The 22581-nt window shown below is 61.8% G+C and carries 20 protein-coding genes; 9 read left to right on the top strand and 11 right to left on the bottom strand.

The annotated features are described in order from the left end of the window. Positions 1-48: 48 nt before the first annotated feature. On the top strand, positions 49-894 hold the full coding sequence (locus tag HU773_RS15405) for a transporter (RefSeq protein ID WP_186625198.1): 846 nt from the start codon (positions 49-51) through the stop codon (positions 892-894). A 43-nt stretch (positions 895-937) separates the two neighbouring features. Here the strand turns inward: HU773_RS15405 and HU773_RS15400 are convergent, their stop codons facing one another. After that, a complete protein-coding gene (locus tag HU773_RS15400; RefSeq protein ID WP_186625196.1) occupies positions 938-1273 on the bottom strand; it encodes an ArsR/SmtB family transcription factor in 336 nt (111 codons plus the stop codon). Between the two features lie 58 nt (positions 1274-1331). On the opposite strand from HU773_RS15400, the gene HU773_RS15395 reads away from it, so the two are divergent. From HU773_RS15395 to HU773_RS15385, 3 genes are all read left to right on the top strand, one after another. After that, positions 1332-2423, top strand: coding sequence for an NADH:flavin oxidoreductase/NADH oxidase (locus HU773_RS15395; RefSeq protein WP_186625195.1), 1092 nt, complete (start codon positions 1332-1334; stop codon positions 2421-2423). Between the two features lie 337 nt (positions 2424-2760). After that, positions 2761-3930 carry a p-hydroxyphenylacetate 3-hydroxylase oxygenase component gene (locus HU773_RS15390; protein ID WP_186625194.1) on the top strand — a complete coding sequence of 390 codons (1170 nt, stop codon included), beginning with the start codon at positions 2761-2763 and terminating at the stop codon, positions 3928-3930. A gap of 63 nt (positions 3931-3993) precedes the next feature. After that, the gene (locus HU773_RS15385; RefSeq protein WP_115128375.1) at positions 3994-4926 is read left to right on the top strand and encodes a p-hydroxyphenylacetate 3-hydroxylase reductase component; all 933 of its coding nucleotides are present in this window, start codon (positions 3994-3996) and stop codon (positions 4924-4926) included. A 10-nt stretch (positions 4927-4936) separates the two neighbouring features. Here HU773_RS15385 and HU773_RS15380 read toward each other — a convergent pair whose 3' ends face one another. Then, positions 4937-5830, bottom strand: coding sequence for a LysR family transcriptional regulator (locus tag HU773_RS15380; protein ID WP_186625193.1), 894 nt, complete (start codon positions 5828-5830; stop codon positions 4937-4939). Positions 5831-5961: 131 nt separating this feature from the next. Here HU773_RS15380 and HU773_RS15375 point away from each other — a divergent pair, with 131 nt between their 5' ends. After that, positions 5962-6384, top strand: a complete 423-nt coding sequence (locus tag HU773_RS15375; RefSeq protein WP_057440981.1) for an ester cyclase — start codon at positions 5962-5964, stop codon at positions 6382-6384. Positions 6385-6532: 148 nt separating this feature from the next. Beyond that, positions 6533-7186, top strand: a complete 654-nt coding sequence (nfsB, locus tag HU773_RS15370) for an oxygen-insensitive NAD(P)H nitroreductase (protein ID WP_186625192.1) — start codon at positions 6533-6535, stop codon at positions 7184-7186. Positions 7187-7345: 159 nt separating this feature from the next. Here the strand turns inward: nfsB and HU773_RS15365 are convergent, their stop codons facing one another. Next, positions 7346-8227 (bottom strand): glycine betaine ABC transporter substrate-binding protein, encoded by an 882-nt coding sequence (locus HU773_RS15365; protein WP_186625191.1) that lies wholly within the window; start codon positions 8225-8227, stop codon positions 7346-7348. Positions 8228-8262: 35 nt separating this feature from the next. Further along, the gene (locus HU773_RS15360; RefSeq protein WP_186625190.1) at positions 8263-9426 is read right to left on the bottom strand and encodes an L-dopachrome tautomerase-related protein; all 1164 of its coding nucleotides are present in this window, start codon (positions 9424-9426) and stop codon (positions 8263-8265) included. Positions 9427-9828: 402 nt separating this feature from the next. Here HU773_RS15360 and HU773_RS15355 point away from each other — a divergent pair, with 402 nt between their 5' ends. Then, a complete protein-coding gene (locus tag HU773_RS15355) occupies positions 9829-11250 on the top strand; it encodes an FAD/NAD(P)-binding protein (protein ID WP_186625188.1) in 1422 nt (473 codons plus the stop codon). A 964-nt stretch (positions 11251-12214) separates the two neighbouring features. On the opposite strand, the gene HU773_RS15350 is transcribed toward HU773_RS15355, so the two are convergent. From HU773_RS15350 to HU773_RS15335, 4 genes are read right to left on the bottom strand one after another with little or no spacing between them, the layout of a single operon-like run. Next, positions 12215-13483, bottom strand: coding sequence for an efflux RND transporter periplasmic adaptor subunit (locus HU773_RS15350; RefSeq protein WP_057959327.1), 1269 nt, complete (start codon positions 13481-13483; stop codon positions 12215-12217). Then, a complete protein-coding gene (locus HU773_RS15345) occupies positions 13473-14954 on the bottom strand; it encodes a TolC family protein (RefSeq protein WP_057959328.1) in 1482 nt (493 codons plus the stop codon). The genes HU773_RS15350 and HU773_RS15345 overlap by 11 nt, the downstream gene beginning before the upstream one ends. Next, positions 14947-16146, bottom strand: a complete 1200-nt coding sequence (locus tag HU773_RS15340) for an ABC transporter permease (protein ID WP_120733315.1) — start codon at positions 16144-16146, stop codon at positions 14947-14949. The genes HU773_RS15345 and HU773_RS15340 overlap by 8 nt, the downstream gene beginning before the upstream one ends. Further along, complete coding sequence (locus HU773_RS15335) at positions 16143-16850, bottom strand: ABC transporter ATP-binding protein (RefSeq protein ID WP_186625186.1); 708 nt, start codon at positions 16848-16850, stop codon at positions 16143-16145. The genes HU773_RS15340 and HU773_RS15335 overlap by 4 nt, the downstream gene beginning before the upstream one ends. Before the next feature lie 354 nt (positions 16851-17204). Here HU773_RS15335 and HU773_RS15330 point away from each other — a divergent pair, with 354 nt between their 5' ends. Next, the gene (locus HU773_RS15330) at positions 17205-17960 is read left to right on the top strand and encodes a TetR/AcrR family transcriptional regulator (protein ID WP_057445041.1); all 756 of its coding nucleotides are present in this window, start codon (positions 17205-17207) and stop codon (positions 17958-17960) included. A gap of 141 nt (positions 17961-18101) precedes the next feature. Here the strand turns inward: HU773_RS15330 and HU773_RS15325 are convergent, their stop codons facing one another. Both HU773_RS15325 and HU773_RS15320 read right to left on the bottom strand, forming a co-directional pair. After that, positions 18102-19166 carry an FUSC family protein gene (locus HU773_RS15325; protein ID WP_169989792.1) on the bottom strand — a complete coding sequence of 355 codons (1065 nt, stop codon included), beginning with the start codon at positions 19164-19166 and terminating at the stop codon, positions 18102-18104. 139 nt (positions 19167-19305) lie between these two features. Then, positions 19306-20931: an NADP-dependent glyceraldehyde-3-phosphate dehydrogenase gene (locus HU773_RS15320; RefSeq protein ID WP_186625184.1), complete on the bottom strand. Its 1626-nt coding sequence runs from the start codon at positions 20929-20931 to the stop codon at positions 19306-19308. Positions 20932-21070: 139 nt separating this feature from the next. Here HU773_RS15320 and HU773_RS15315 point away from each other — a divergent pair, with 139 nt between their 5' ends. Beyond that, positions 21071-21937, top strand: a complete 867-nt coding sequence (locus HU773_RS15315) for a Dyp-type peroxidase (protein ID WP_057959333.1) — start codon at positions 21071-21073, stop codon at positions 21935-21937. Positions 21938-21978: 41 nt separating this feature from the next. Here the strand turns inward: HU773_RS15315 and HU773_RS15310 are convergent, their stop codons facing one another. Beyond that, positions 21979-22500, bottom strand: a complete 522-nt coding sequence (locus HU773_RS15310) for a DUF3087 domain-containing protein (protein WP_057959334.1) — start codon at positions 22498-22500, stop codon at positions 21979-21981. Between the last annotated feature and the right edge of the window lie 81 nt (positions 22501-22581).

The raw sequence follows: 22581 nt of genomic DNA, 5'->3' as shown, positions 1-22581 counted from the left end.
CGTCGTCATGGCCGAGTGTTGCCTCCAATAACAATAACGGTACTTGCCATGAAAACACTTAGCATCCTGACCCTGCTCTTCAGCCTGGTTCCATTGGCTCACGCCGACGTCAAGCCGGACCCCGGCGACTATACCGCCTTGCCCCAGGGCACCGATGTGGTGGTGCTGTACCAGCAGAACCCACGGGGCGACAAGGTTTACTCGGGCGGCAAGAAAGTCGCCGACAACCTTGACCTGGACATGACCGTCGGGGTGTTGCGCCTGATCCACTTCACCGAGTTCTTCAACACCGGCCTGACCTGGGACCCGCAAATAGTCATTCCTTTCGGCTACCAGAAGACCGGCGCCAGCGACAGCAAGCACTCAGGGTTGGGCGACATTACGTTTGGCGGCACGCTGTGGACCCTCGCGGACCTGGCCAACAACCAGCACCTGGGCTGGTCGGCGTTTGTCACCGCGCCCACGGGCAGTGACAAGGACCAGGGTTTTGCCCTGAGCAACAACCGCTGGGCCCTGGATTTCCAGGTGGGCTATATCAAGGGGCTGACCGACAAAATCACCTGGGATGTGATTGCCGAGACGGAGTTCTACGGTGAACAGCGCGCCACCGATGCCAAGAAAGATCCGCTGCTGCAACTGCACAACCACCTGCGCTACAACTTCACTCCAGAGACTTACGCGGCCATCTCCTATCGGCACAATTGGGGCGCCCGCGAGACGCTGGACCATGAAACCCTGGCCACCAGCCGCAGCAATGGCACGCTGGGCTTCACCGTGGCCACGATGGTGGGCAAGCAGGTACAGGTGCTGGGGCAATTGATGCATGACACGGCGGTGCGCGAAGGGGTGAAGATCGACAATTCGCTGCAGTTTCGCCTGGCGTATTTCTACTGACGCTGTCTGTAGGCGCTGTCTCGCGGGGCGTGACAGCGCGGTCTTATTGTTGGGCGAGGATGCTTTCGAGCAACCCGGGAAATCGTTCGGCCAACACATCGGCCCGCAACGAATTCATATGGGTCGTGCCCACGCTGCGCGTATGCACCAGCCCGGCATCACGTAAAACCCGGAAGTGGTGGGACATGCTGGACTTCGGCCGCCCACCATCCAACTCGCCGCAACTGGCTTCTTCTACGCCGGCCAGGCAGCGCACGATGTCCAGGCGCACAGGGTCACTCAACGCATAGAGCAGGCGTTCGAGGGTCAAGTCTTCGGGGGAGGGGTGTTTAAAGGCTCGCATGAGCCGAATGATAACAGGGCTGGCATTGTTTACCATAGTTCGATTAAGATCGAACTATCGAATCAAACGTCACCCTCGTTTCAGGAGCTTTTTCATGTCTGCATTGTTCGAACCCTTCAAGCTCAAAGACGTTACGTTGCGCAATCGCATCGCCATTCCACCGATGTGCCAGTACCTGGCCGATGACGGCATGGTCAATGACTGGCATCACGTCCACCTCGCCAGCCTGGCCCGTGGCGGCGCCGGCCTGGTGGTGGTCGAGGCCACCGCCGTGGCTCCCGAAGGCCGGATCACGCCGGGTTGCGCGGGTATCTGGAGCGACGCCCATGCCCAAGCCTTTGTGCCCATGGTGCAAGCGATCAAGGCGGCAGGCGCGGTGCCCGGCATCCAGATCGCCCACGCCGGGCGCAAGGCCAGTGCCAACCGCCCATGGGAAGGCGACGACCATATTGCCGCCGACGATGTCCGTGGCTGGCAAACCCTTGCACCCTCGGCGATCGCGTTTGGCGCGAACCTGCCGAAAGTCCCCCAGGCCATGACCCTGGAGGATATCGCCCGGGTGCAACAGGACTTCGTTCAAGCCGCACGCCGTGCCCGTGACGCCGGTTTTGAGTGGATCGAACTGCATTTCGCCCACGGTTACCTGGGCCAGAGCTTTTTCTCGGAGCACTCCAACCAGCGCACCGATGCCTACGGTGGCAGCTTCGACAACCGCAGCCGTTTCCTCCTGGAAACCCTGGCCGCCGTGCGTGAAGTCTGGCCGGAAAACCTGCCGCTGACCGCGCGTTTCGGGGTGCTCGAATATGACGGGCGTGACGAACAGACCCTGTGTGAGTCCATCGAACTGGCCCGTCGTTTCAAGGACGGCGGCCTGGACCTGTTGAGCGTCAGTGTCGGCTTCACCATCCCCGACACCAACATCCCTTGGGGGCCAGCGTTTATGGGGCCGATTGCCGAGCGCGTACGCCGCGAAGCCGGTCTGCCGGTCACGTCGGCCTGGGGTTTCGGTACACCGCAACTGGCTGAAGGGGCGTTGCAGGCCGGTCATCTCGACCTGGTTTCCGTGGGCCGTGCGCACCTGGCCGACCCACACTGGGCATACTTCGCCGCCAAGGAACTGGGGGTGGACAAGGCTTCCTGGACCCTGCCGGCGCCTTACGCGCATTGGCTTGAGCGCTATCGCTAAGGGGTGACCGTGTTGTGTGTGGGAGCTGTCGAGCTTTAGCGAGGTTGCGATGGCGTCCTGTCGGCGATACATGTATCGACTGATCCAGCGCTATCGCAGGCAAGCCAGCTCCTACAGTGGAGAGTCTTTAATCAGCCGTCGCAGCCTCTGCGACGGCTTTTTTTGTGGGCCATGAAAAGTACAATCTTCCATCCGGAACGTGCATGTTGCGCTGCGACCAAGCGCCACATACTGGGCGTGTCTTTACGAACGTTCCCGGTTGTTTTAAGCCTCCTGCCGAGTGAGCAGGGCGCAGGCAGGCCAGGAATGGGGATATCCAATAATAAAGAGAGCACCCATGAAAAAGCCAAACCCTCTGCTGGAAGACCTCAAGTCGGTCTTGCCCGCCATTGCTGCCAATGCCTTCGCCGCCGAGAAAGATCGCAGCGTACCTGCCGAGAACATCGCGTTGCTCAAGGGCATCGGCATGCACCGGGCATTTCTGCCGAAAAAGTACGGAGGCATGGAAATCTCCCTGCCGCAGTTTGCCCAGTGCATCGCTTTGCTGGCCGGCGCTTGCGCAAGCACCGCGTGGGCCATGAGCCTGCTGTGTACCCATAGCCATCAGATGGCTATGTTCTCGGTCAAGTTGCAAGACGAGGTCTGGGGCGTCGACCCCGACGCCACCGCCAGCAGCAGCATCGCGCCATTTGGGCGTACTGAAGAAGTGCCGGGTGGCGTGACCTTCAGCGGTGAGATGGGCTGGAGTTCGGGTTGTGACCACGCCGAATGGGCGATCATGGGCTTTCGCCGCAAAAACGCCGAAGGCACCCAGGATTACTGCTTCGCGGTACTGCCGCGCAGTGACTATCAGATTCGTGACGACTGGTATGCCGTGGGCATGCGTGGCAGCGGCAGCAAGACCCTGATCGTCGATCAGGCTTTCGTGCCCGAGCACCGTATCCAGAAGGCCAAGGACATGATGGAAGGCAAGTCGGCGGGCTTCGGCCTGTACCCCGACAGCAGGGTTTTCTTTGCCCCGTACCGTCCGTATTTTGCCAGTGGTTTCTCCACCGTCGGCCTGGGAGTCGCCGAGCGCATGCTCGAGGTGTTCCGCGAAAAAACCAAAAACCGTGTGCGCGCCTACACCGGTGCGGCCGTCGGCGCCGCGACCCCTGCGTTGATGCGTCTGGCCGAGTCTACTCACCAGGTGGCCGCCGCACGCGCCTTGCTGGAAAAAAGCTGGGACGAGATCGCCGAGCACAGCGAGCGCCATGAATATCCAAGCCGCGGCACCCTGGCGTTCTGGCGGACCAACCAGGGCTACGCCACTAAAATGTGCATCCAGGCGGTGGATCGCCTGATGGAGGCGGCGGGCGGTGGCGCCTGGTTTGAAACCAACGAACTGCAGCGCCTGTTCCGCGACGTTCACCTCGCCGGCGCCCATGCCTACACCGACTATGACGTTTGCGCACAGATTCTCGGGCGCGAATTGATGGGCCTGGAGCCTGACCCGGCGATGGTCTGAGCACGCTACGCTTACCTATAAGAATAATCAGGGCAGGGCCTTCAGCCTGTCCGGGAGTCTTGCATGTCTATTGAAAACCAAGTCGATACCCGCGCCTTTCGCCGTGCCCTGGGCAATTTCGCCACTGGTGTCACCGTGGTCACCGCCGCCGACGCCAGCGGGCGCAAGGTCGGTGTCACCGCCAACAGTTTTAATTCGGTGTCTTTGGACCCGCCGCTGATTCTCTGGAGCATCGACAAACGCTCCACCAGCCACGCCGTGTTTGAAGCCGCCACGCACTTTGCGGTAAATGTGCTGGCCGCCGATCAGATTGACCTGTCGAACAACTTTGCCCGGCCCCGGGAGGACCGTTTTGCCGAGATCGAATACCAGGCGGGTGCGGGCGGGGCGCCGGTGTTGGCCGACTGTTCGGCACGCTTTGAGTGTGAGAAGTACCAGCAGGTCGATGGGGGTGATCACTGGATCATGATTGGCAAAGTGGTGGCCTTCGACGACTGCGGCCGCTCACCGTTGCTCTATCACCAGGGCGCCTATTCCATGGTCCTGCCACACACCCGCATGACCCGCCGTGAGGAGGGCCAGCCAGCGAGCAGCCATTTCCAGGGGCGCCTGAGCCATAACCTCTATTACCTGATGACCCAGGCGCTGCGGGCCTATCAGGCCAGCTACCAGCCCCGCCAACTGTCCACCGGCCTGCGCACCAGTGAAGCGCGGATGCTGATGGTGCTGGAGAACGATGCCGGCCTGAGCCTGGCCGAGTTGCAGCGCGAAGTGGCAATGCCGGTGCGCGAGATCGAAGAGGCGGTGAACAACCTCAAGCGCAAGGCGTTGGTACGCGATGATCAGGACCGGGTAAAGCTCACCACCAAGGGCATCGACGAAACCGAGTCGTTGTGGACCATCGCCCGAGAGCAGCAGGACACGGTCTTCAGCCAATTCAGCGAAGAGCAGTTGGAGACCTTCAAGACGGTACTCAAAGCAGTGATCCGGCACTGAGCGCGACGGGTCAATCCAGGGGTTGGAATTCTTTGACAATAAAGTCGATAAACACCCGGGTCTTGGCCGGCAGGTGGCGTCGTGAGGGGTAGACGAGGTTGATTTCCAGGCGAGGCAGGCTCCAGTCGCTGAGGATCGGCACCAGGCGCCCGGCGACGATATCGTCGTGGATCACATAAGTGGGTTGCGCGAGGATGCCTTGGCCCTGCAGCGCGGCCGCGCGCAACAGATAGCCGTCGTTGGATTCCAGCGCCGGAGTGGCGGGCACCGTGATGGTCTGGTCTTCGCGCTGGAACGTCAGCTCATAGGGATCGGTGGCGTAGGTGTAGAGCAACAGATGATGCTCGGCCAACGCCTGCGGATGTTGCGGGCGGCCGCAGCGCTCGAGGTAGTCCGGCGAGGCAGCCAGTATGCGTCGGGTATCGGTCAGGCGGCGGATCACCAGGCTGGAGTCCGGCTCACTGTCACGGGTGCGCAGGGCGACGTCGATGTTGTCGTCAATGATGTCGTGGTAGCGGTTCTCGGCCACGATATCCAGGCGTACATCCGGGTACTGCTCCTTGAACTTGGGCACCAGCGGCAGGATATGTTGCAGGCACAGGGATAAGGATGCAGTCACACGCAACACCCCATGGGGGTGGTTTTTGCTCGCGCTGACGGCCTCGGTCGCGCCTTGCATCGCCGTGAGGGCTGCCTTGGCGTTGGTGTAGAACACCTTGCCGACCTCGGTGACGAACAAACGCCGGGTGCTGCGCTCGATCAGCCTCACGCCCAGGCGATTCTCCAGTGCCGCCAAGTGCCGGCTGGCCGCCGCACTGGACAGGTCCAGGGCGTCTGCGGCCTTGGTCACGCTGCCCAGCTCCGCGACCTTTACAAACAACTCATATTCGGTCCAGCGATCCATCAGCATTGCTCCACTGCGCGCAAGGGTGTTTTCCAGTTACAGCATTTTTCAGGTGTATGCCGACCGTTAAGCTTTTTTTGCCCCTGCCAGTCTAGCCGTTGAGTGCAGGGAAAAACTTGATTGGAGTCGAAATGAGCAAGCATCTGGATGTGGTGAAAAAGTACTTCAAGTATTGCGTCGACGGTAAGGATGTTGAGCGCGTAGCGGAATTTTTTGCCGACGATGTGGTGGTTCACCGCCCCGATTGTCCGGCGCCTATCGTCGGTGTCGAACCGTTCAAACAGGCCTTGCGCCTGAACGTGACCGAGCGCTACGAGTCGATCGCGACAACCTTCCAGAAAGAAGTGGTGGCCGGTGATGTGGTGGTGGTTGCGTTGATGCATCACGCCAAGGGTTCCAACACCTGGCATGGTTTTGATGTGAGCGGTAAAGACCTGTCCTGGAGCGCGTTGACGTACTTCCGGTTCAATGCCGAAGGCAAAGTGGTCGAGGAAATCGTCGAGCGCAATGAGCTGTTCATGGCCAAGCAACTGGGGATTGTCGAGTACGACTGACCCGGGCGATTCCCCTGCAGGGACGCAGGCGCACAGCGCACTTTCACTGTGCCAGTGAAACTCTTGACGCGTGCGGGTGGTTTTTCTCGGCGGGGCGAAGGGTAACGATGGACTCGCTGTTTTTGCCTATTTTGATTGGAGTCCTTTTATGGATCTGGTAAGCCTGTCCAAGCGTCGTTATACAACCAAACTCTTCGATTCATCGCGCAAGATTCCCGTGGCAACCATTGAATTGTTGCTGGAACAACTGCGCAACAGCCCGTCTTCCGTCAACTCGCAGCCCTGGCACTTTATCATTGCCCACGAAGACGAGGGTAAAGCTCGGATTGCGGACAGTATGCAGGGTGGTTTTGAGTTCAATCGCGCGAAGACCCTCGATGCCTCCCATGTGATTGTGCTCTGCACGCGTACCCAGATGCCCGAGGAGTACCTGCAGGCGCTGCTGGAGCAAGAAGCCAGCGATGGGCGTTTTGTGGATGAGCAGGCCAAGGCCGGGCAGGACAAAGGCCGGCGGCGGTTTGTCGATCTGCATCGTTATGACTACAAAGACCTGCAACACTGGATGGAAAAGCAGACTTACCTGGCCCTGGGCACGCTGTTGCTCGGCGCTGCTGCCCTGGGCCTGGATGCCACGCCCATGGAAGGCTTTGACAGTAAGGCGCTGGATGCCGAACTGGATTTGCGCGAGCGCGGCTTTACCAGCCTGGTGGTGGTGAGTGTGGGTTACCACAGCCATGAGGATTTTAATGCGGGCCTGCCCAAGTCCCGCTTGCCGGCGCCGGTGTTGTTCGAATTTATCTAAGGGGGGCTGTGGCGAGCGGGGCAAACCCGCTTGCCGTTCAGCTAAGAGAGGTGCAGGCAATCGATAACCTGTGGCGAGGGCGCTTGCTCCCGTTGGGGCGCGAAGCGGCCCTAAAATGCGACTGCTACGCACAATAAGCCATAGGCTCCAAGCTTGCTGTCAGCTCACCGGTGCCAGCCACCCACGCAGCATCTGCGGATGGCGCGCCAGCCACTCCCTGGCCGCCTCATCCGCCGAGCGTTCACCCCGATTGAATGCATCATCCAGCTCGGCAACGATCGGGTTCGACAGACGAATATTATCCAGCACCTGAATCTCTGCCCGGGTCAGCAACGCCAGGCGATCTTCCCGTGCCAGCAGCACTGCCCGGTCCACATTACCGAGCAAACCCCTGGGGTCCTTCAGTTCGCGGATACGGTAGCGGTGGTGCAGGAACTGCGGATGCCACAAGGGCACGATGCCCCAGTGCCCTTGGCGATACAGGGCCTCAAAAGCGTCGACGCAATCGTCCTGAGTGCCGGTGCGGAATTGGTAGCCGGCGTCGCTCAAGCCGTACTCATCCATGATTTTCAGGGAAAACCGGGTAATTCCCGCACCCAACCCAATGCCCTGAATCAGCGGGTGCATGCGCGCGCGAACCTCGGGTTTGCGCAGGTCGTCGATGGATGCCACGTCAGCCTCGCTTACATAGTCGGGCACGCCCCACATGGCATAGGGCTGGTAATGCAGGCCCAGTTCACGGGCGGGCACGGCCTGTCGGTACACGCCATGGCTGCATGGCAGCCAGGCCGAGGCCAACATGTCGATGGTGCCTTCGCGCAAGCGCTCGAAATTCACTTCGTGCAGGGCATATTGCCGTTCGACAGTCAGGCCCATGCGCTGCAGGACCAGCGCCACCACGGCGGCAGTGGCGCGATGGAAGGACAGATCGGTGACGCCCAGGCGCACCACACGCGAGCCATTGGCGATATTGGCCAGGGAAAAATCCTGGTGGGTCACGGTCGGCGTTTTTGCTGGGCGCCGGGGTGGGGGTCTGCGCATGTTGCTTCCTTCAAGAGCTGCGGCTGATCACGGAGCTAGAGGGTGGGGGCCGGCGCTGCATCAATCTTCACGCGCAGCAGGCTGTAGGGCTTCTGGCGCAAGTCGCGACCTGCGTGGAAGATGCCCTGGCGATGCAACTGGTTGGCCATGAAGTACAGGTAGCCGTCCGGCCCGATGGACAGGGTGTCGGGCCAGAGCACACGCGGGTCGTGGACGATGGTCTGCCACTGTCCATCCGCCAGGCGTTTGCGCACGCTGTTGTGTTCGTAGTCGCCGGCATACAGGGCGCCGGAGGCATCGGCTTCGAGGCCATCGGAAGCGCCTTTTTCCCCCAGGTCCTTGACCGCCATATCCAGCCGCGCTTCGCTGACCGAGGTGTCACGCAGCAACGCGGTGGGTACCGAGTACAGATGGCGGCTGGACAGCGGGCAGAAGTACAGCGTCTGGCCGTCAGCGGACAGGGCGATGCCATCGGACGCTACCGCAAACGGACGGGTGCTGCCGTCGGCGTTGCGAACCTGCAAGACCTGGCCTTCGACCTTGGGCACGAAGTTCGGGTCTACCGAGGTCGAGGTGGCACCGCTGAGTCGGCGCAGGGCAGTGCCGCTGGCAATGTCCATGACGATGATCGCCCCGGGGCCGCTCAGGGAAGAGTCGGTGATGTAGATCACCCCTTCATCGCCCACCCGGAAGTCAAAACGCATATCGTTGACGTAGGTGCTGGGCAGCATCACGCTTTTCGGGAACACCAGGGTCTTGACCACTTTGTTGGTGGCCAGATCGACGGCTACCAACTTGGCACCGCCCGGCGTTGGTGAGGCGAAACCGGGGGCGGCAGTGTCCAGTATCCAGATCCGCCCGCGACCATCGGCCACCACACTTTGCACGCTGATAAAACCCTTGGCCGGGTCTTTCGGATCGGCCTGGTTCATAGCCAGGTCAGGGTAGGGCACGACCTGGCCATCGCGCAGTTCACCCACGGTGAACGGCACCGCGTCGCCCCAGCGTGGAAAATTGACAAAGATCCGCCCGTTTTCGGCAACGCTGACGCCGGTGGGCATGGCGTCGTGGAAGGCGAACACCTGCTCGAGGGTGCCAATGGTTTGCTCGCTGGGCATCGGTTGGGCCTGAGCCGCCTGGCTGCTGATGGCAATCGACAAGGCCAGGGCAGACCAGATAAAGGAGTGCTTGAAGTGCATGAAAAGCTCCGGGAATCCGCAGGAAGGGGCGCGTTGCAGCCCATGGTGTGCGTTCCCGGTCCATGGAAAAACCCACGAATGGCGCTAACAGTTTCATCGCAATCGAGAAAGTGCAGGGCGTTTGAGCCTTGATTTGCGGCGGTTCCAGGTAAATCTGCGGTTGCATGCGCCAGTGTTCGCCCGCCAACAGTCAATCAACAGTTTGCTGATTAACCGTGTGTGGCATGGCTATGGAGCTGTCGCAAAGTGAGGAATCATGGGGTTCTCAATCTTGGCGTAACTCGTGCAACGGAGCGCACCTGGCTATATAACTAACGCATCCACGTCGCTCTGCACGCGGGTTTACACCGGCGCAGGCGATGGCATGAGCATTCTTCGGGCAACCAGTAAGGGCGTATTTGCATGAGTGAAACCGAACGCGGACAGGCGACAAAGGCCATCCGCAACGCCGATGTGCTGATCATCGGCGGGGGCCTGAGCGGCACGCTGCTGGCCGTGCAGCTGTTGCGTTTGCCCGGCACGCGGAAGGTTCTGGTGATCGAGCCGCGCATGGAGCTGGGGCTAGGCGAAGCCTATAGCGCGGTGGAGCTGGGGCACACCCTCAATGGCAATGCGGCGCGCATGAGTGTGGACCCGGACAACGCCGATGACTTGACCCACTGGTTGAGCGAGTACATCGCCGCCGGCGGCTGGCCGGAATCGGACCAGCAGCACGTGCCGGTCAGCGAGCTGTTTCCACCCCGGGGGATCTTTGGCGTGTACGCGCAACAGCGGCTGGCGCAGGCTCGGGCGGGATCGGCGTCAACCGTGGAGCATATTCGCGCCGAGGTCATCGACGTGCAGGTAGAGCTGGGAGGCGTGCGCCTGACCCTGGATGACGGCCGGGCACTGCGCGGTGCCCGGGCCGTACTGGCCACCGGAATGTTTCCGGCGGCGCGCACGCCACAAACCCACTCCAGTGGTGTGAATGCGGCGGCGGTTGATCCGTGGGATGTGCGCGCCATGACGCAACTGGACCCACACGCCACGGTGTTGATCATCGGCTCCGGCCTGACCATGGTCGACGCCGTGGTGTCACTGGAACAGGCTGGCCATCGCGGGCCGATCGAGATCTTTTCGCGCCATGGCCTGTTGCCCCATGTGCGCCGGCAACCCCCTACGTGGGCGGACTTTCTCGCTGACGATCATGGCCTGCGCAGCCCACTGCAATTACTGCGGGCAGTGCGCCGCGAATGCCAGAAAGCCCTGGCCCAGGGCATCGACTGGCAAGCACCGCTGGACACCGTACGCGCCCATATCGGTCGTTTGTGGAGCCAGGCCAGCGAGCGCGAGAAACGCCAGTTCGTGCGCCATGTGCGGCCCTGGTGGGAGAGCCATCATCATCGCTCGCCACCCCTGAGCGCCGAACTGCTGGCGCGCCTGCACGGGGAGGGGCGCCTGCGTATCCACGCGGCCTCGTTCCTGGGCCTGGAGCCCACGGTAAACGGCGAAGTGACCCTGCGCCTGCGCCGTCGTGGCGAACAGCACACCACCCACTTCAGTGGCGCGGCGTTGATCAACTCCAGCGGGATCGAATACGACTGGCGCCGCGTGGCCCGGCCGTTGCCCAGGCAATTGCTGGCCCGCGGCTTGATCAAACCCGGGCCCTTGGCATTGGGGATAGCGGCGGATGCCTCGGGGGCGGTACTGGATGAGCACGGCGTTGTGAGTGAGCGACTCTTCGCCATGGGCCCGCCGCTGCGCGGTATGTGGTGGGAGAGCACGGCGGTGACGGATGTGGCGCTTCAGGCCAAGGCACTGGCGCTAAAGCTGGCGCAACTCTAAAGGTGGGAGCTGTGGTGCATCCAAAATCGCCCCGCCGACAAGGCCCCCTGTGGGAGCGGGCTTGCTCGCGATGGCGGCAGCTCAGTCACCGTTTCTAGCGACTGACCCACCGCCTTCGCAGGCAAGCCAGCTCCCACCTTTGATTTGTGGTGGGGCCAAAACTCTCTGCCCCGCGCAGATCCCCTGTGGGAGCGGGCTTGCCCGCGATAGCGGCAGTTCAGTCACTGTTTCTGGCGGCTGACCCACCGCCATCGCAGGCAAGCCAGCTCCCACCCTTGATTTGTGGTGGGGCCAAAATTATTTGCCTCAGTGAGATCCCCTGTGGGAGCGGGCTTGCTCGCGATGGCGGCAGTTCAGTCACTGTTTTTGGCGGCTGACCCACCGCCATCGCAGGCAAGCCAGCTCCCACATTTGATTTGTGGTGGGGCCAAAATCATCTGCTCCAGTGAGATCCCCTGTGGGAGCGGGCTTGCCCGCGATGGCGGCAGTTCAGTCACTGTTGCTGGCGGCTGACCCACCGCCATCGCAGGCAAGCCAGCTCCCACATTTGATTTGTGGTGGGGCCAAAATTATCTGCCTGAGTGAGATTCCCTGTGGGAGCGGGCTTGCTCGCGAAAGCGGCAGTCCAGTCACTGTTTCTGGCGGCTGACCCACCGCCATCGCAGGCAAGCCAGCTCCCACCTTTGATTTGTGCTGGGGCCAAAATTATCTGCTCCAGTGAGATCCCCTGTGGGAGCGGGCTTGCTCGCGAAAGCGGTAGTCCAGTTACTGTTTCTGGCGGCTGACCCACCGCCATCGCAGGCAATCTCCCACCTTTGATTTGTGGTGGGGCCAAAATTATCTGCCCGAGTGAGATCCCCTGTGGGAGCGGGCTTGCCCGCGATAGCGGCAGTTCAGTCACCGTTTCTGGCGGCTCACCCACCGCTATCGCAGGCAAGCCAACTCCCACATTTTGGATCTACGTTTATCTTGGGGCTGCATCCAGCCTGACAAACCCGGGCTTGAGCCCGAATACCTCTACGCCTTGGGCGGTAGACTGGCCCGTGGTGACTGTCATCCGTTCCACCGGCTGGTCCATTGCCGCCCGGTACTCCACGCTCATGGTCCCGGCATCATGGCTGATCGCCTGGGCCGGCACGATGATCGCCTGGTCATTGTTGTAGGTCACGACGGTCAGGCGTGCGCTCATGCCCAGGCGGACCCTTTGCAGTTGTTTCTCGGTCAGTTTGGGAATCGACAGGGTCACCGGAAATTGCGCGCTGCCCTGGCTGTCATTGGCGATCGCCAGGCCGCTGACGACGCTGACCGAACCGCTCAGGTGTTCGCCATCGAAACCGTCGCCCATGACTTCCACCGGCTGGCCCTGATGCAGCTGGTTGATATCCAGCTCCGAGACTTTGGCGACGATCTTCAGGCGTTCGATATTGGCCAGCCCGAACAACACCTGGCCCTGGCTGACCTTGCTGCCCGCCTGTACCGGCGCGTTGCTATTGCCGCTGCCTTGCGGGGTGGCGCTGCCCGGTGGCGGCACGACGATCCCGGAAAACGGCGCCTTGACCTCCTGACCTTCGAGCAGTTTGCGCAGGGCGTCGTACTTGACCGTGGCGTTGGTCAATTCCATGTCTGCAATCTGCCGGTATTCACCCTTGCCCTGATCAAGGGCCTGTTGCAGTTCACTGCGGGCGGCGGTCAGGTCCAACTGTTGCTGCTGGGCCTGTTGCTTGAGGTCGTCCAGTTCGTTGCGTGGGATGATGCCGCGCTTGAACAGGTTCTCGCTTTCAACCAGTTTGCGCTGGGTGTTGTCGGCGCTCATTTGCGAGGTGCGCAGGCTGCGTCGTGCGCGGCTGACGGTGGGGCCGCTGTCCCAGTCCTGCATTTCCTGCACGGTCCGCCGGGCCTTGAGCTGGGCGGAGAGCGCTTCACGCAGTTGCACTTCGAGGGTGGCGGGGTCCATGCGTAACAGAACCTGGCCGGCTTCGACCCGTTGCCCCTGTTCCACCAGGTTGGCCTGCACATTGCCGTCGAAGGGGGCTGTCAGGGTGACGGTGGTGTCCGGTTCGATCTTGCCCACCAGGCCGATCTGGTGCACCAGGGCTTCGCGCTTGACCTCCAGCCATTGCTCGGCCGTGCCGGTCTGATCGGCGGCAGGCGTTGGGCGACTGAGCAGCGCGAATCCGCCAGCGCCCAGCAGTATCAGCAGTGCAACGCCCAGCAGGGCTTTTTTAGTAGTCATTGAGGGCGATTTCCCAACTTTCCAAGGTCATGCCCAGCGTCAGGTCGAGCTGGGTCTGGGCATTCAGGTAAGCAATCAGGGCATTGAGGCGGGCGTTTTCGGCGTTGCGCAAGTCCGCTTCGAAACTCAGCACCTGGAAGTTGGTGGAGCGCCCGGCGCCGAGCTTGTCCCGTTCGATCTCGATCTTGCGCCGGGACAGTTCCACCGCCCGCTGGGCAATTTCATACTGGCGCCAGCGGGTGCCAAGGTCGCGCACCACGTTATTGACGCTACGCTCCAGTTCCTGGCGCGCGTCGGTGATCAGGATGGCCTGGTTCTCCACATTGACCCGTGCGCGCACTTCGGCCTGGCGGGTACTGATATCGCCGATGGGAATGCGCACCTGGACCCCGGCATAACTGTCCCAGCGCCGATTGCTGGTACTGCCCGCGTCGTTGTCGGTGTTGGCGCGGATCTGATTGGCGCCGCCCACCAGGTCGACCTGCCAGCGCCCGGAATCCTTGGCCAGCACCAGGTTGAGGTCGGCCTGTTGGCTGCCCAGCAGCGCCGAAAGGTATTCGGGCTGCTGGTTCTGCGCCAGGTTAAAGGCCTCACGCTTGTCGATGTCCATGCGCGTGGCCTCCAGGGCTTCGGTGGCACGGATCGGGGTCGCCAGGTCCAGGGCCAGCAGGCGCAGCAACGCCAGGCGGCTCATGTCCAGTTGGTTCTGGGCTTCCTCGACCCCCAGTTGCTGGGAGGCGATGTCGGCCTCGGTCTGCACGATTTCGAACTCGGCCATGCGCCCGGCATTGATCAAGGCCTTATTCACGTCCAGTAGGGTATTGGAGCGCTTGAGGGCTTCCTGGGCGATGCTCAGTTGCTCCTGGGCACGCAGCAAGTCGCGGTAGGTGGCGATGATCTGGCTGATGGTCTGCGCGACGTTGGCCTTGAGGTTCAGGCGGTTGGCTTGCTCGGACAGGCGTGACAGCCGTAGCGGGGCGGTGGTGGCATCCCAGCCGGCGCCACGCATCAGTGGCTGGATGATGGCCAGGTCCAGGCCGTCGCTGCGGTAGCGCCCGGCATGGTTGGCGTTGTTCAGTTGCTGGGTCCAGCCCATGCTCAGGCGGGTGCCGTACTCGCCGAGCAAGCTGGTGGTGGGTGACAGGTTGGCATTGCGGGCGCGGTCGTCGCTGCCCTGGGTGGTGCGGTAGGCACTGTTGAGCACCAGCTTGGGGTTGAAGGCATCTTCGGCCACTCGCAAGTCGAACTTCTGCGCCACTCGTTGCAGGTAGGCGCTGCGAATCGCCGGGTTGTTGCGCAGGCCCAGGTACACCGCGTCGCCCAGGGTCAGGGTGGTGAGCTGGGCATTGAGCGAGACACTGTGCTCATAGCCGCTGCGGGTGGTGGTCGGCGCCGAAGGGCGGATCACGATATCGGCGGCCACGCAGGGCAGGCTCACCAGGGCAATCAGCCACAGCAGGGGTTTATTCATCGCGCAGGGCCTCCACCGGCTGCAAGCGTGACGCCGAGACTGCCGGGTAGATCCCGAAAAACAATCCCACCAGCAAGGTGCTGCCCACGCCCAGGGGCAGGGCCGACACCGCCAGGGAAAACTGCCAGCCCGACAGCCAGGCATAGAGATAGGCGGCCCCCATGCCCAGCACCGCGCCGCACAGGGCGCCGACGGCGGTGAGGGTCACGGCTTCGAGCAGGAACAGGTTGCGGATGTCGCGCTGGCGAGCGCCGAGGGCCATGCGGATGCCGATTTCCCGGCGGCGTTCCGAAACGTTCATCAGCATCACATTCATCACCCCGACCCCACCGCCCACCAGGGAGATGGCGCCCAGGGCCAGCAACAGATAGGCGAAGGTGCGGCTTTGCCGGGTCATGCCGTCGATCATTTGCTGGGGGATCTGGATCTCGACGGTGTGCTCGGTAAGTTGCGCGCCCAAGGCCTTGGTGGTCTCGACGGCGATGTGCTCCATGTCCTGGCCGGCTGCTGCGCGCAGGACCACGCTGCCAACCTGCGGCGAGGAATAGATACGGCGCATACCGGCTGCCGGGATGAACAGTGACTCGTTGGTTTGCACCGGAATCAGCATCGACCGCGGCTGGTTCTGCAGGATGCCGATGACCAGGTACAGGTAGTCGTTGACCCGCACCCGATCGCCCAGGCGCAGCGGGTCACCGGGCGTGCTTAACGCCTGGGCGATCTGGTCGCCGACCACCGCGTAGGTTTCTCCGCTGTCGAACTCGGACAGGAAGCGCCCTTCGCGCAGCGCCAGGCGCATCGCATCCTTGAGGCCAGGGGTGCTGCCAATCAAGCCGGCGTTGGTGGTGCGGCCATGAAAGACCACCGGCCCGCTGAATGAGGAAATCGCGCCGATGTGGGCGATGCCCGGCACGGCCTGGCGTACGGCTTGTAGATCGAGGTGGGTGGGCATGTGCGCATTGCTGTTGCCTTTGGGCGGGAACTGCGCCACCAGGGTGTCGGTGCCCATGTCCTTGAAAATCATCGCGGCATCTTCGGCGGCGTTATGTCCGATATTGATCAGTGCGACTACCGATGAACTGCCAATGACGATCCCCAGCAGGGCCAGGATCGAGCGCTTGCCCAGGGTGCGCAGGCTGACAAAGGCTTCATGCAACAACTGGCTCAGGCTCTGTTCGACCCGCAGGCTCATACGCACTCTGCCTCGTGGACCACGCCGTTGCGCACCAGGATCTGGCGATCCAGGCGTTCGGCGATATGCGGGTCGTGGGTGACGATGATCAGCGTGACGCCTTGATCGTGGTTCAGGGCCAGCAGCAGGTCCATGATGTCCTGGGCGGTGTGGCTGTCGAGGTTGCCGGTGGGTTCGTCGGCCAGAATCACTGCCGGCGCGCCCACCAGCGCGCGGGCAATCGCCACCCGCTGGCGCTGGCCACCGGACAGGTCGGCGGGGCGATGATGGGCCCGTTCGGCCAGCCCAACTTGCTCCAGCAGATGCAGGGCCCGCGCCACCGACTCCTGGCGCGACACACCGCGATAGCCCAGGGGCAGGGCAACGTTGTCCAGGGCGCTGAGGCGCGGCAGCAGGTTGAAACTCTGGAACACAAAGCCGATCTGTTGGTTGCGGATCGCGGCCAGTTGATCCGGCGTGGCGTGGAAAATGTCATGGCCGGCGAAGTGATAGGCGCCGCAGTCGGGCAGGTCCAGCAGGCCGAGGATATTGAGCAGGGTACTTTTGCCGGAGCCCGAAGCCCCGAGAATGCCGCAGCTTTCTCCGCGGGTGATAGAGAGGCTGACGTCATTGAGAATGGCCAGGTGCTGTCCGGCCAATTGGTAGCTTTTGCCGATGCCTTGCAGAGAAATAAAGCCTGGGAGCGTTGGAGTATCTGTCATCATGACTACGCCTTGCGCTGCGGCTATCCGGCTTGCTCCTGAAAATCGTTGTAACATCTTCAGGGCCTGCGTCACGATTGCCAATAGCTGGTTTTTATTCTTTTTTTAAAAACATTGTTTGAATAGTAACTGTGATGCCACAGCTTCGCCAGCCACAGAAATAGAGCGGTTGTTCTGGTGGCAGAGCCTATACCGGTGGCTGGAAAACGCCTGGTCCTGCCCTGGGCAAGCCGTTTACAGGGCGAGCGGCAACGCGCTTGGATAGTATGGTGCAGTGTCACTACTTGCTTTCAAGCATCCGCCCCGGTATAAAAAATCAAATTTTTTTTTAAAACATATTTCCCCTGTGGAACTTATATGGTCGCGAAGAAACTCAGCGCTCCAAATGTAACCAAGACTCGACTGCTGGATGCGACAGAGGCTCTTTTCATCAAGTACGGCTACGACGCCGTGCTGTTGCGGCAAATCACCGAGAAGGCTCAGGTCAATCTCGCCGCAGTAAATTATCACTTCGGGGACAAGGACTCCCTGATGAAAACATTACTGATGCAACGCCTGGAGCCGCTCAACGAGCAGCGCCTGGAATTGCTCGCCCGGTGTGAGGCCGAGTCTGACGGCCCGCTCGACTGCGACACCTTGCTGGGTGTGCTGTTCGCCCCGGCCATGGGCCTGGAGCGCAGTGATCCGGCCAGCGGCGAGGGGCGGTCCTTTATTCGTTTCCTCGGGCGGGTCTACAGCGATACCTCACCGTTTATCCAGGAATACCTCAAGGTGCATTACCAGCCGGTGTTCCAGCGCTTCTTCGAAGCCTTCGCCCTGGCGTTGCCCGACCTGCCGCGCAATGAGCTGGGGGTGCGCCTGCAATTTGCCCTCAAGGCGATTTCCGGGGTGATGGCCGGGACCGAACTGCGCCTGCTGATGAACTCCATGAGCCTAGGGCGCCCGGCCACTGACGCCGAAGTCATGGCCAAGCTGATCACCCTGGTCTCGGCGGCCATTCGTGTGCCGCAGCAAAGCCCGGAAGCTGAAACAGCGCTGGCGCGGGTACTCGATACCCAGCGTGCGATTCGCGGCCAGTCGGCGCTGCCGGCAACCGGTAAAGTTGCGCGCTGAGCAAATCACGCGCAAAAAAAAGCCCGCTGGGGCGGCGGGCTTGATGTACAACGTTTGTAACGGATGAGGCTTCACAGTACGTCTGCGGATGTGAATAAAACGTGAAAAAAATGTGGATCCAATATTAAGTTGCAGCGTTTTTCAGATTTTCCACGCCTTGGCACTTTTCGCCAATCGGGCGTGCATCGCGTCGACATTTGCCGCCAGTTGCGCGGTCAATAACCGATAGCCATCCAACGCACTGTGCACTGGCGCCTCCAGGGCAGCTTGGGGATCAGGCGCAGCTAGGCTGGTTCGTTCCAAGCGTTGCGTGGCGCCGGATTGCAGGGCCCGCGCCATCCCGATCAACTGCACACGAATCTGCCGATGCTCAGCCTTGAGCGCCAGTTGCAAGCGTGCCATGGCCTGCTCATCCCGTGGGTCAGGGCGGGTATTGCCGAGAATTTCCAGGGTGCTGATGCACATCCGTAGATGGCGCTGGATCGCGTCCAGCTCGGTCATGGAAATCCGCACTTCCTTGGAGACCGACGGCATCAACGAACGCAGTTGCAACATCGCCGCATTCAAGCGATTGAGCAGCTTGAGGTGCTCGTCATCGGTGACCGACTGGCCACTGATGATCCGGCTGTAGATGGCGGCGCAGTCGCGCAGCGCGCTGGCCAGGTTGTAGCGCCAGGAGTACACGGCATACAGCGGCAGGGCGAAGGAAAACGCCAGGGCCAGGGCGATGCCGATCAGGATATCGACGGTGCGCCACAGGCCATCGGACAGCGGGTTGTCCCCGTGGCCGGCGACGATGAACACGGTGATCCCCGACAGCAACGCGGTGTATCCACCCTTGCCGATGGCGTGATAGGAAAAAAAGCCACACACCACCGACATCAACAGGTAGGTCAACAAGGGTTGGCCCAGATAAGCCTGTTGCGCCACCAGCAGCAGGCCGACACTGGCCCCGATCAGCGTGCCATAGGCCCGCTCCACCGCTTTCTTGCCGATATTGCCGTGGTGCTGCAGGCCGCCAATCACCACCAGCATGGTCACCGAGGCCCATTCACCGTGGGGCAGGTTGATACCCGTGGTCAGCAGGATGGTCGCGAGCAGACCGATGGAAACCCGTACCGCGTGGATCAGTTTGGCATGACGATAACGGCGATAGGGGTCGAGCAGCGGTCGCAACAGGCGGCGGGCGAAGGGAGGCAGATTCATCGGGATTAAGAAGGCCTCATCGTTAGATGTTATGAGGTCCAATGTGGGAGCTGGCTTGCCTGCGATCGCATCACCTCGGAGTCACTGACACGCCGAGGCACCTGCATCGCGGGCAAGCCCGCGCCTACATGGGAGCAGTTTAGAAAATATAGTCGGTGGTCAAAAAGCTCGACGCCCTGTCCCGAATGATATCGCTGATCAGTGCTTTGTTGCTGTCCTGGAACTTGGTTGCCACCAGGGTGCGGATCGAGAACACCCGCAGGGCGTCATGCACCGACAACGTGCCTTCGGCCGAGTTCTTGCGGCCATTGAACGGGAAGGTGTCCGGGCCGCGCTGACATTGGGCGTTGATATTGATCCGGCCCACCTGGTTGGCGAAGGTGTCCACCAGGCGCCCGACTTGCGCCGGGTCGGTGCCGAAGATACTCAACTGTTGGCCGAAATCCGACTCCAGGACGTAGTCGATCACCGTGTCCAGGTCGCGGTAGGGCACGATCGGCACCACCGGGCCGAACTGCTCCTCGTGGTACACCCGCATCTGTGGGGTCACCGGGTACAGCACCGCCGGGTAGAAGAACGAGCCACGGCTGGCACCGCCATTGGCGTTCACTACCTTGGCCCCGTGTTGCGCCGCGTCGGCTACCAGACCGTTGAGGTAATCCACCTTGCCTGCTTCCGGCAGCGGCGTCAGCGACACACCCTCGTCCCAGGGCATTCCCGGTTTGAGGCTGGCGAGTTTGTGGTTGAACTTCTCGATAAAACGTTCGACCACGGCTTCATGCACAAACAGGATTTTCAACGCGGTACAGCGCTGGCCGTTGAACGACAGCGAGCCGGTGACCGCTTCGTTGACCGCGTTATCCAGGTCGACCTCAGGCAATACGATGCCGGGGTTCTTCGCATCCAGCCCCAGGGCTGCTCGCAAGCGATGTGGGCGCGGGTGCAGCTTCTTCAAGTCACTGGCTGCCTTGTTGGTGCCGATAAACGCAAAGATATCCACCTTGCCGCTGGCCATCAGCGCACTGACGGTCTCGCGGCCGCTGCCATAAATCACATTGATGACGCCGGCCGGGAAGCTGTCGCGGAAGGCCTCCAGCAATGGCCGGATCAACAGGACGCCGAGCTTGGCCGGCTTGAACACCACGGTGTTGCCCATGATCAGCGCCGGGATCAGTGTGGTGAAGGTTTCATTGAGCGGGTAGTTGTAGGGGCCCATGCACAGGGCGACGCCCATGGGCACGCGGCGGATCTGCCCGAGGGTGTCCTGTTCCAGCTCGAAGCGGCTGGAGCGGCGGTCCAGCTCCTTGAGGGCATTGATGGTGTCGGTGATGTAGTCGCAGGTGCGGTCGAATTCCTTCTGGGAATCCTTGAGGTTCTTGCCGATTTCCCACATCAGCAGTTTCACCACGGCATCGCGCTGTTCGCGCATGCGCCGCAAAAACGCCTCGACATGCTGGATACGCTCGACCACCCGCATCGTAGGCCATTGGCCCTGGCCACGGTCGTAGGCCCGAACTGCGGCGTCGAGGGCGAGCAGGGCGGTCTCGGCATCCAGCAGCGGCGTGCTGCCGATAATCACTGGGGTGTCGCCGTCGGCACCGGCCAACTGGACAGGGCTGCGCACCTGGGCCAACGGGCCGTTCCAGGTGCATAACTGGCCGTCCACCAGATAGTCGCGTTGCTCGATGGGGGCGGCGAGGCGAAATTGTTCGGGAATGCCTTCGGCGGTTGGGAACAGATTGGCAAGCAGGTGAGTGGTGGTCATGTCGCTACCCCTGGAGTGGTTGCACAGCTTGAGTCAGAGATTCCCCCATCGGAGGGCTCTGTTGCAAGGCTTACACGCATTTCCCTACGCACACTGGGGCGCGGCGGGTAAACTACGCGGCTTTCTTGAAGGAGTTCATATGAGTCAGTACCAGCCGGGCATTCTTGCCGCACCGGTGCCGTTGCAGGCACGCCATCTGTTTTTCGCCATCGAGTCCATCGACGCCGTGCCGGCAGCGCTCGACGCGCTGGTGCAGTTGGTCGACTCGGCAGTGGTGGTGGGTTTGGGTGAGCCGCTGGTCAAGGCACTGGGCGCGCACATCGAAGGGCTGCGCAGTTTTGCGCCCATCTCGGCGCCGGGTGCCCACAACCCATCCACCCAACAGGCGCTGTGGTGCTGGTTGCATGGCGAAGACCGTGGTGAGTTGCTGTTGCGCAGCCGGGCCTTTGAAAAAGCCCTGGCGCCGGGCTTTCGCCTGGTGCAGATGACTGAAGGTTTCCGCTACAAGACCGGCTTTGACCTGACCGACTACGAAGACGGCACCGAAAACCCCCATGACGACGCCGCCGTCGAAGCCGCCGTTGCCGGCAGTGGCGCCAGCTTTGCCGCAATCCAGCAATGGCAACACGACCTGGACGGTTTCGCCGCCTTGCCGGCCCAGGAGCGCGACCACATCATCGGGCGTCGCCATGGCGATAACGAAGAGCTGGACGACGCCCCCGAGTCCGCCCACGTCAAGCGCACCGCCCAGGAGAGCTTCACCCCCGAAGCCTTTGTGGTGCGCCGTTCCATGCCCTGGGCCGAAAATGGCCAGGCCGGGTTGATGTTCCTCGCGTTCGGCCACTCCTTTGACGCCTTTGAAGCTCAGTTGCGCCGCATGAGCGGCCTGGAAGACGGGATTGTCGATGGCCTGTACCGCATCAGCACACCGTTGACCGGTGGCTACTACTGGTGCCCGCCGCTCAAGGATGGGCGTCTGGACCTGGGCGCGATCTTCGCGGCCTGAGCCAAACGCTTGTAGGAGCCCACAAACGGGCTCCTATGAGGTCAGGCGCCGCGCATGGCTTCCAGCCACGCTGGATCCAGGCGCGTTTGTTCAGCCTTGATTCCCAGCGCCTTCATCTGCGCCTTATGTTTCTCGATCTCCCCGACCAGTTGCGCCTGGGCGCTGGAATTGGCGTCCAGTTCATGCATCTGCGTCAGCCCCAGGTGATAGAACCGCAGCAGCTTCATCGCCGTCGGGTCGTTGGCCTGGACCCGCTCGGTCACCTTGTGCATCACATTGGTCACCCGCATCAGGCTGCGCTTGAGCTGCCAGCCATAGATCGCCGGCGCCAGCCAGGCCTGTGACCAGAGCGGACCGCGTACCAGGGCGATAGTCAGCACTACGCCGGCCGCCACTCCCCCGATATTGAAACGAAAGTTGTCGCCGCCGGGCTCGCCAAACAGCATCACGGCCAGGCTCGACAGCAGCATGGCCAGGGCGATGAAGATCACCGCGACAATCAGCGTGCTGCGGCGGGTCTGCTGGCGATAGGTTTGCGGATCGACAGGTTTGATCTCAAACATGCGGGATGCAGTCTCCATGAACTAAGTAGGGGTATTGCGCGGCGCGGCATCTTCTCATGGTTTGTGGGTGGGCGTGAGAAA

Source organism: Pseudomonas shahriarae, from assembly GCF_014268455.2.
Classification (GTDB): domain Bacteria; phylum Pseudomonadota; class Gammaproteobacteria; order Pseudomonadales; family Pseudomonadaceae; genus Aquipseudomonas; species Aquipseudomonas shahriarae.
This window is presented reverse-complemented; position numbering and strand designations above follow the sequence as displayed.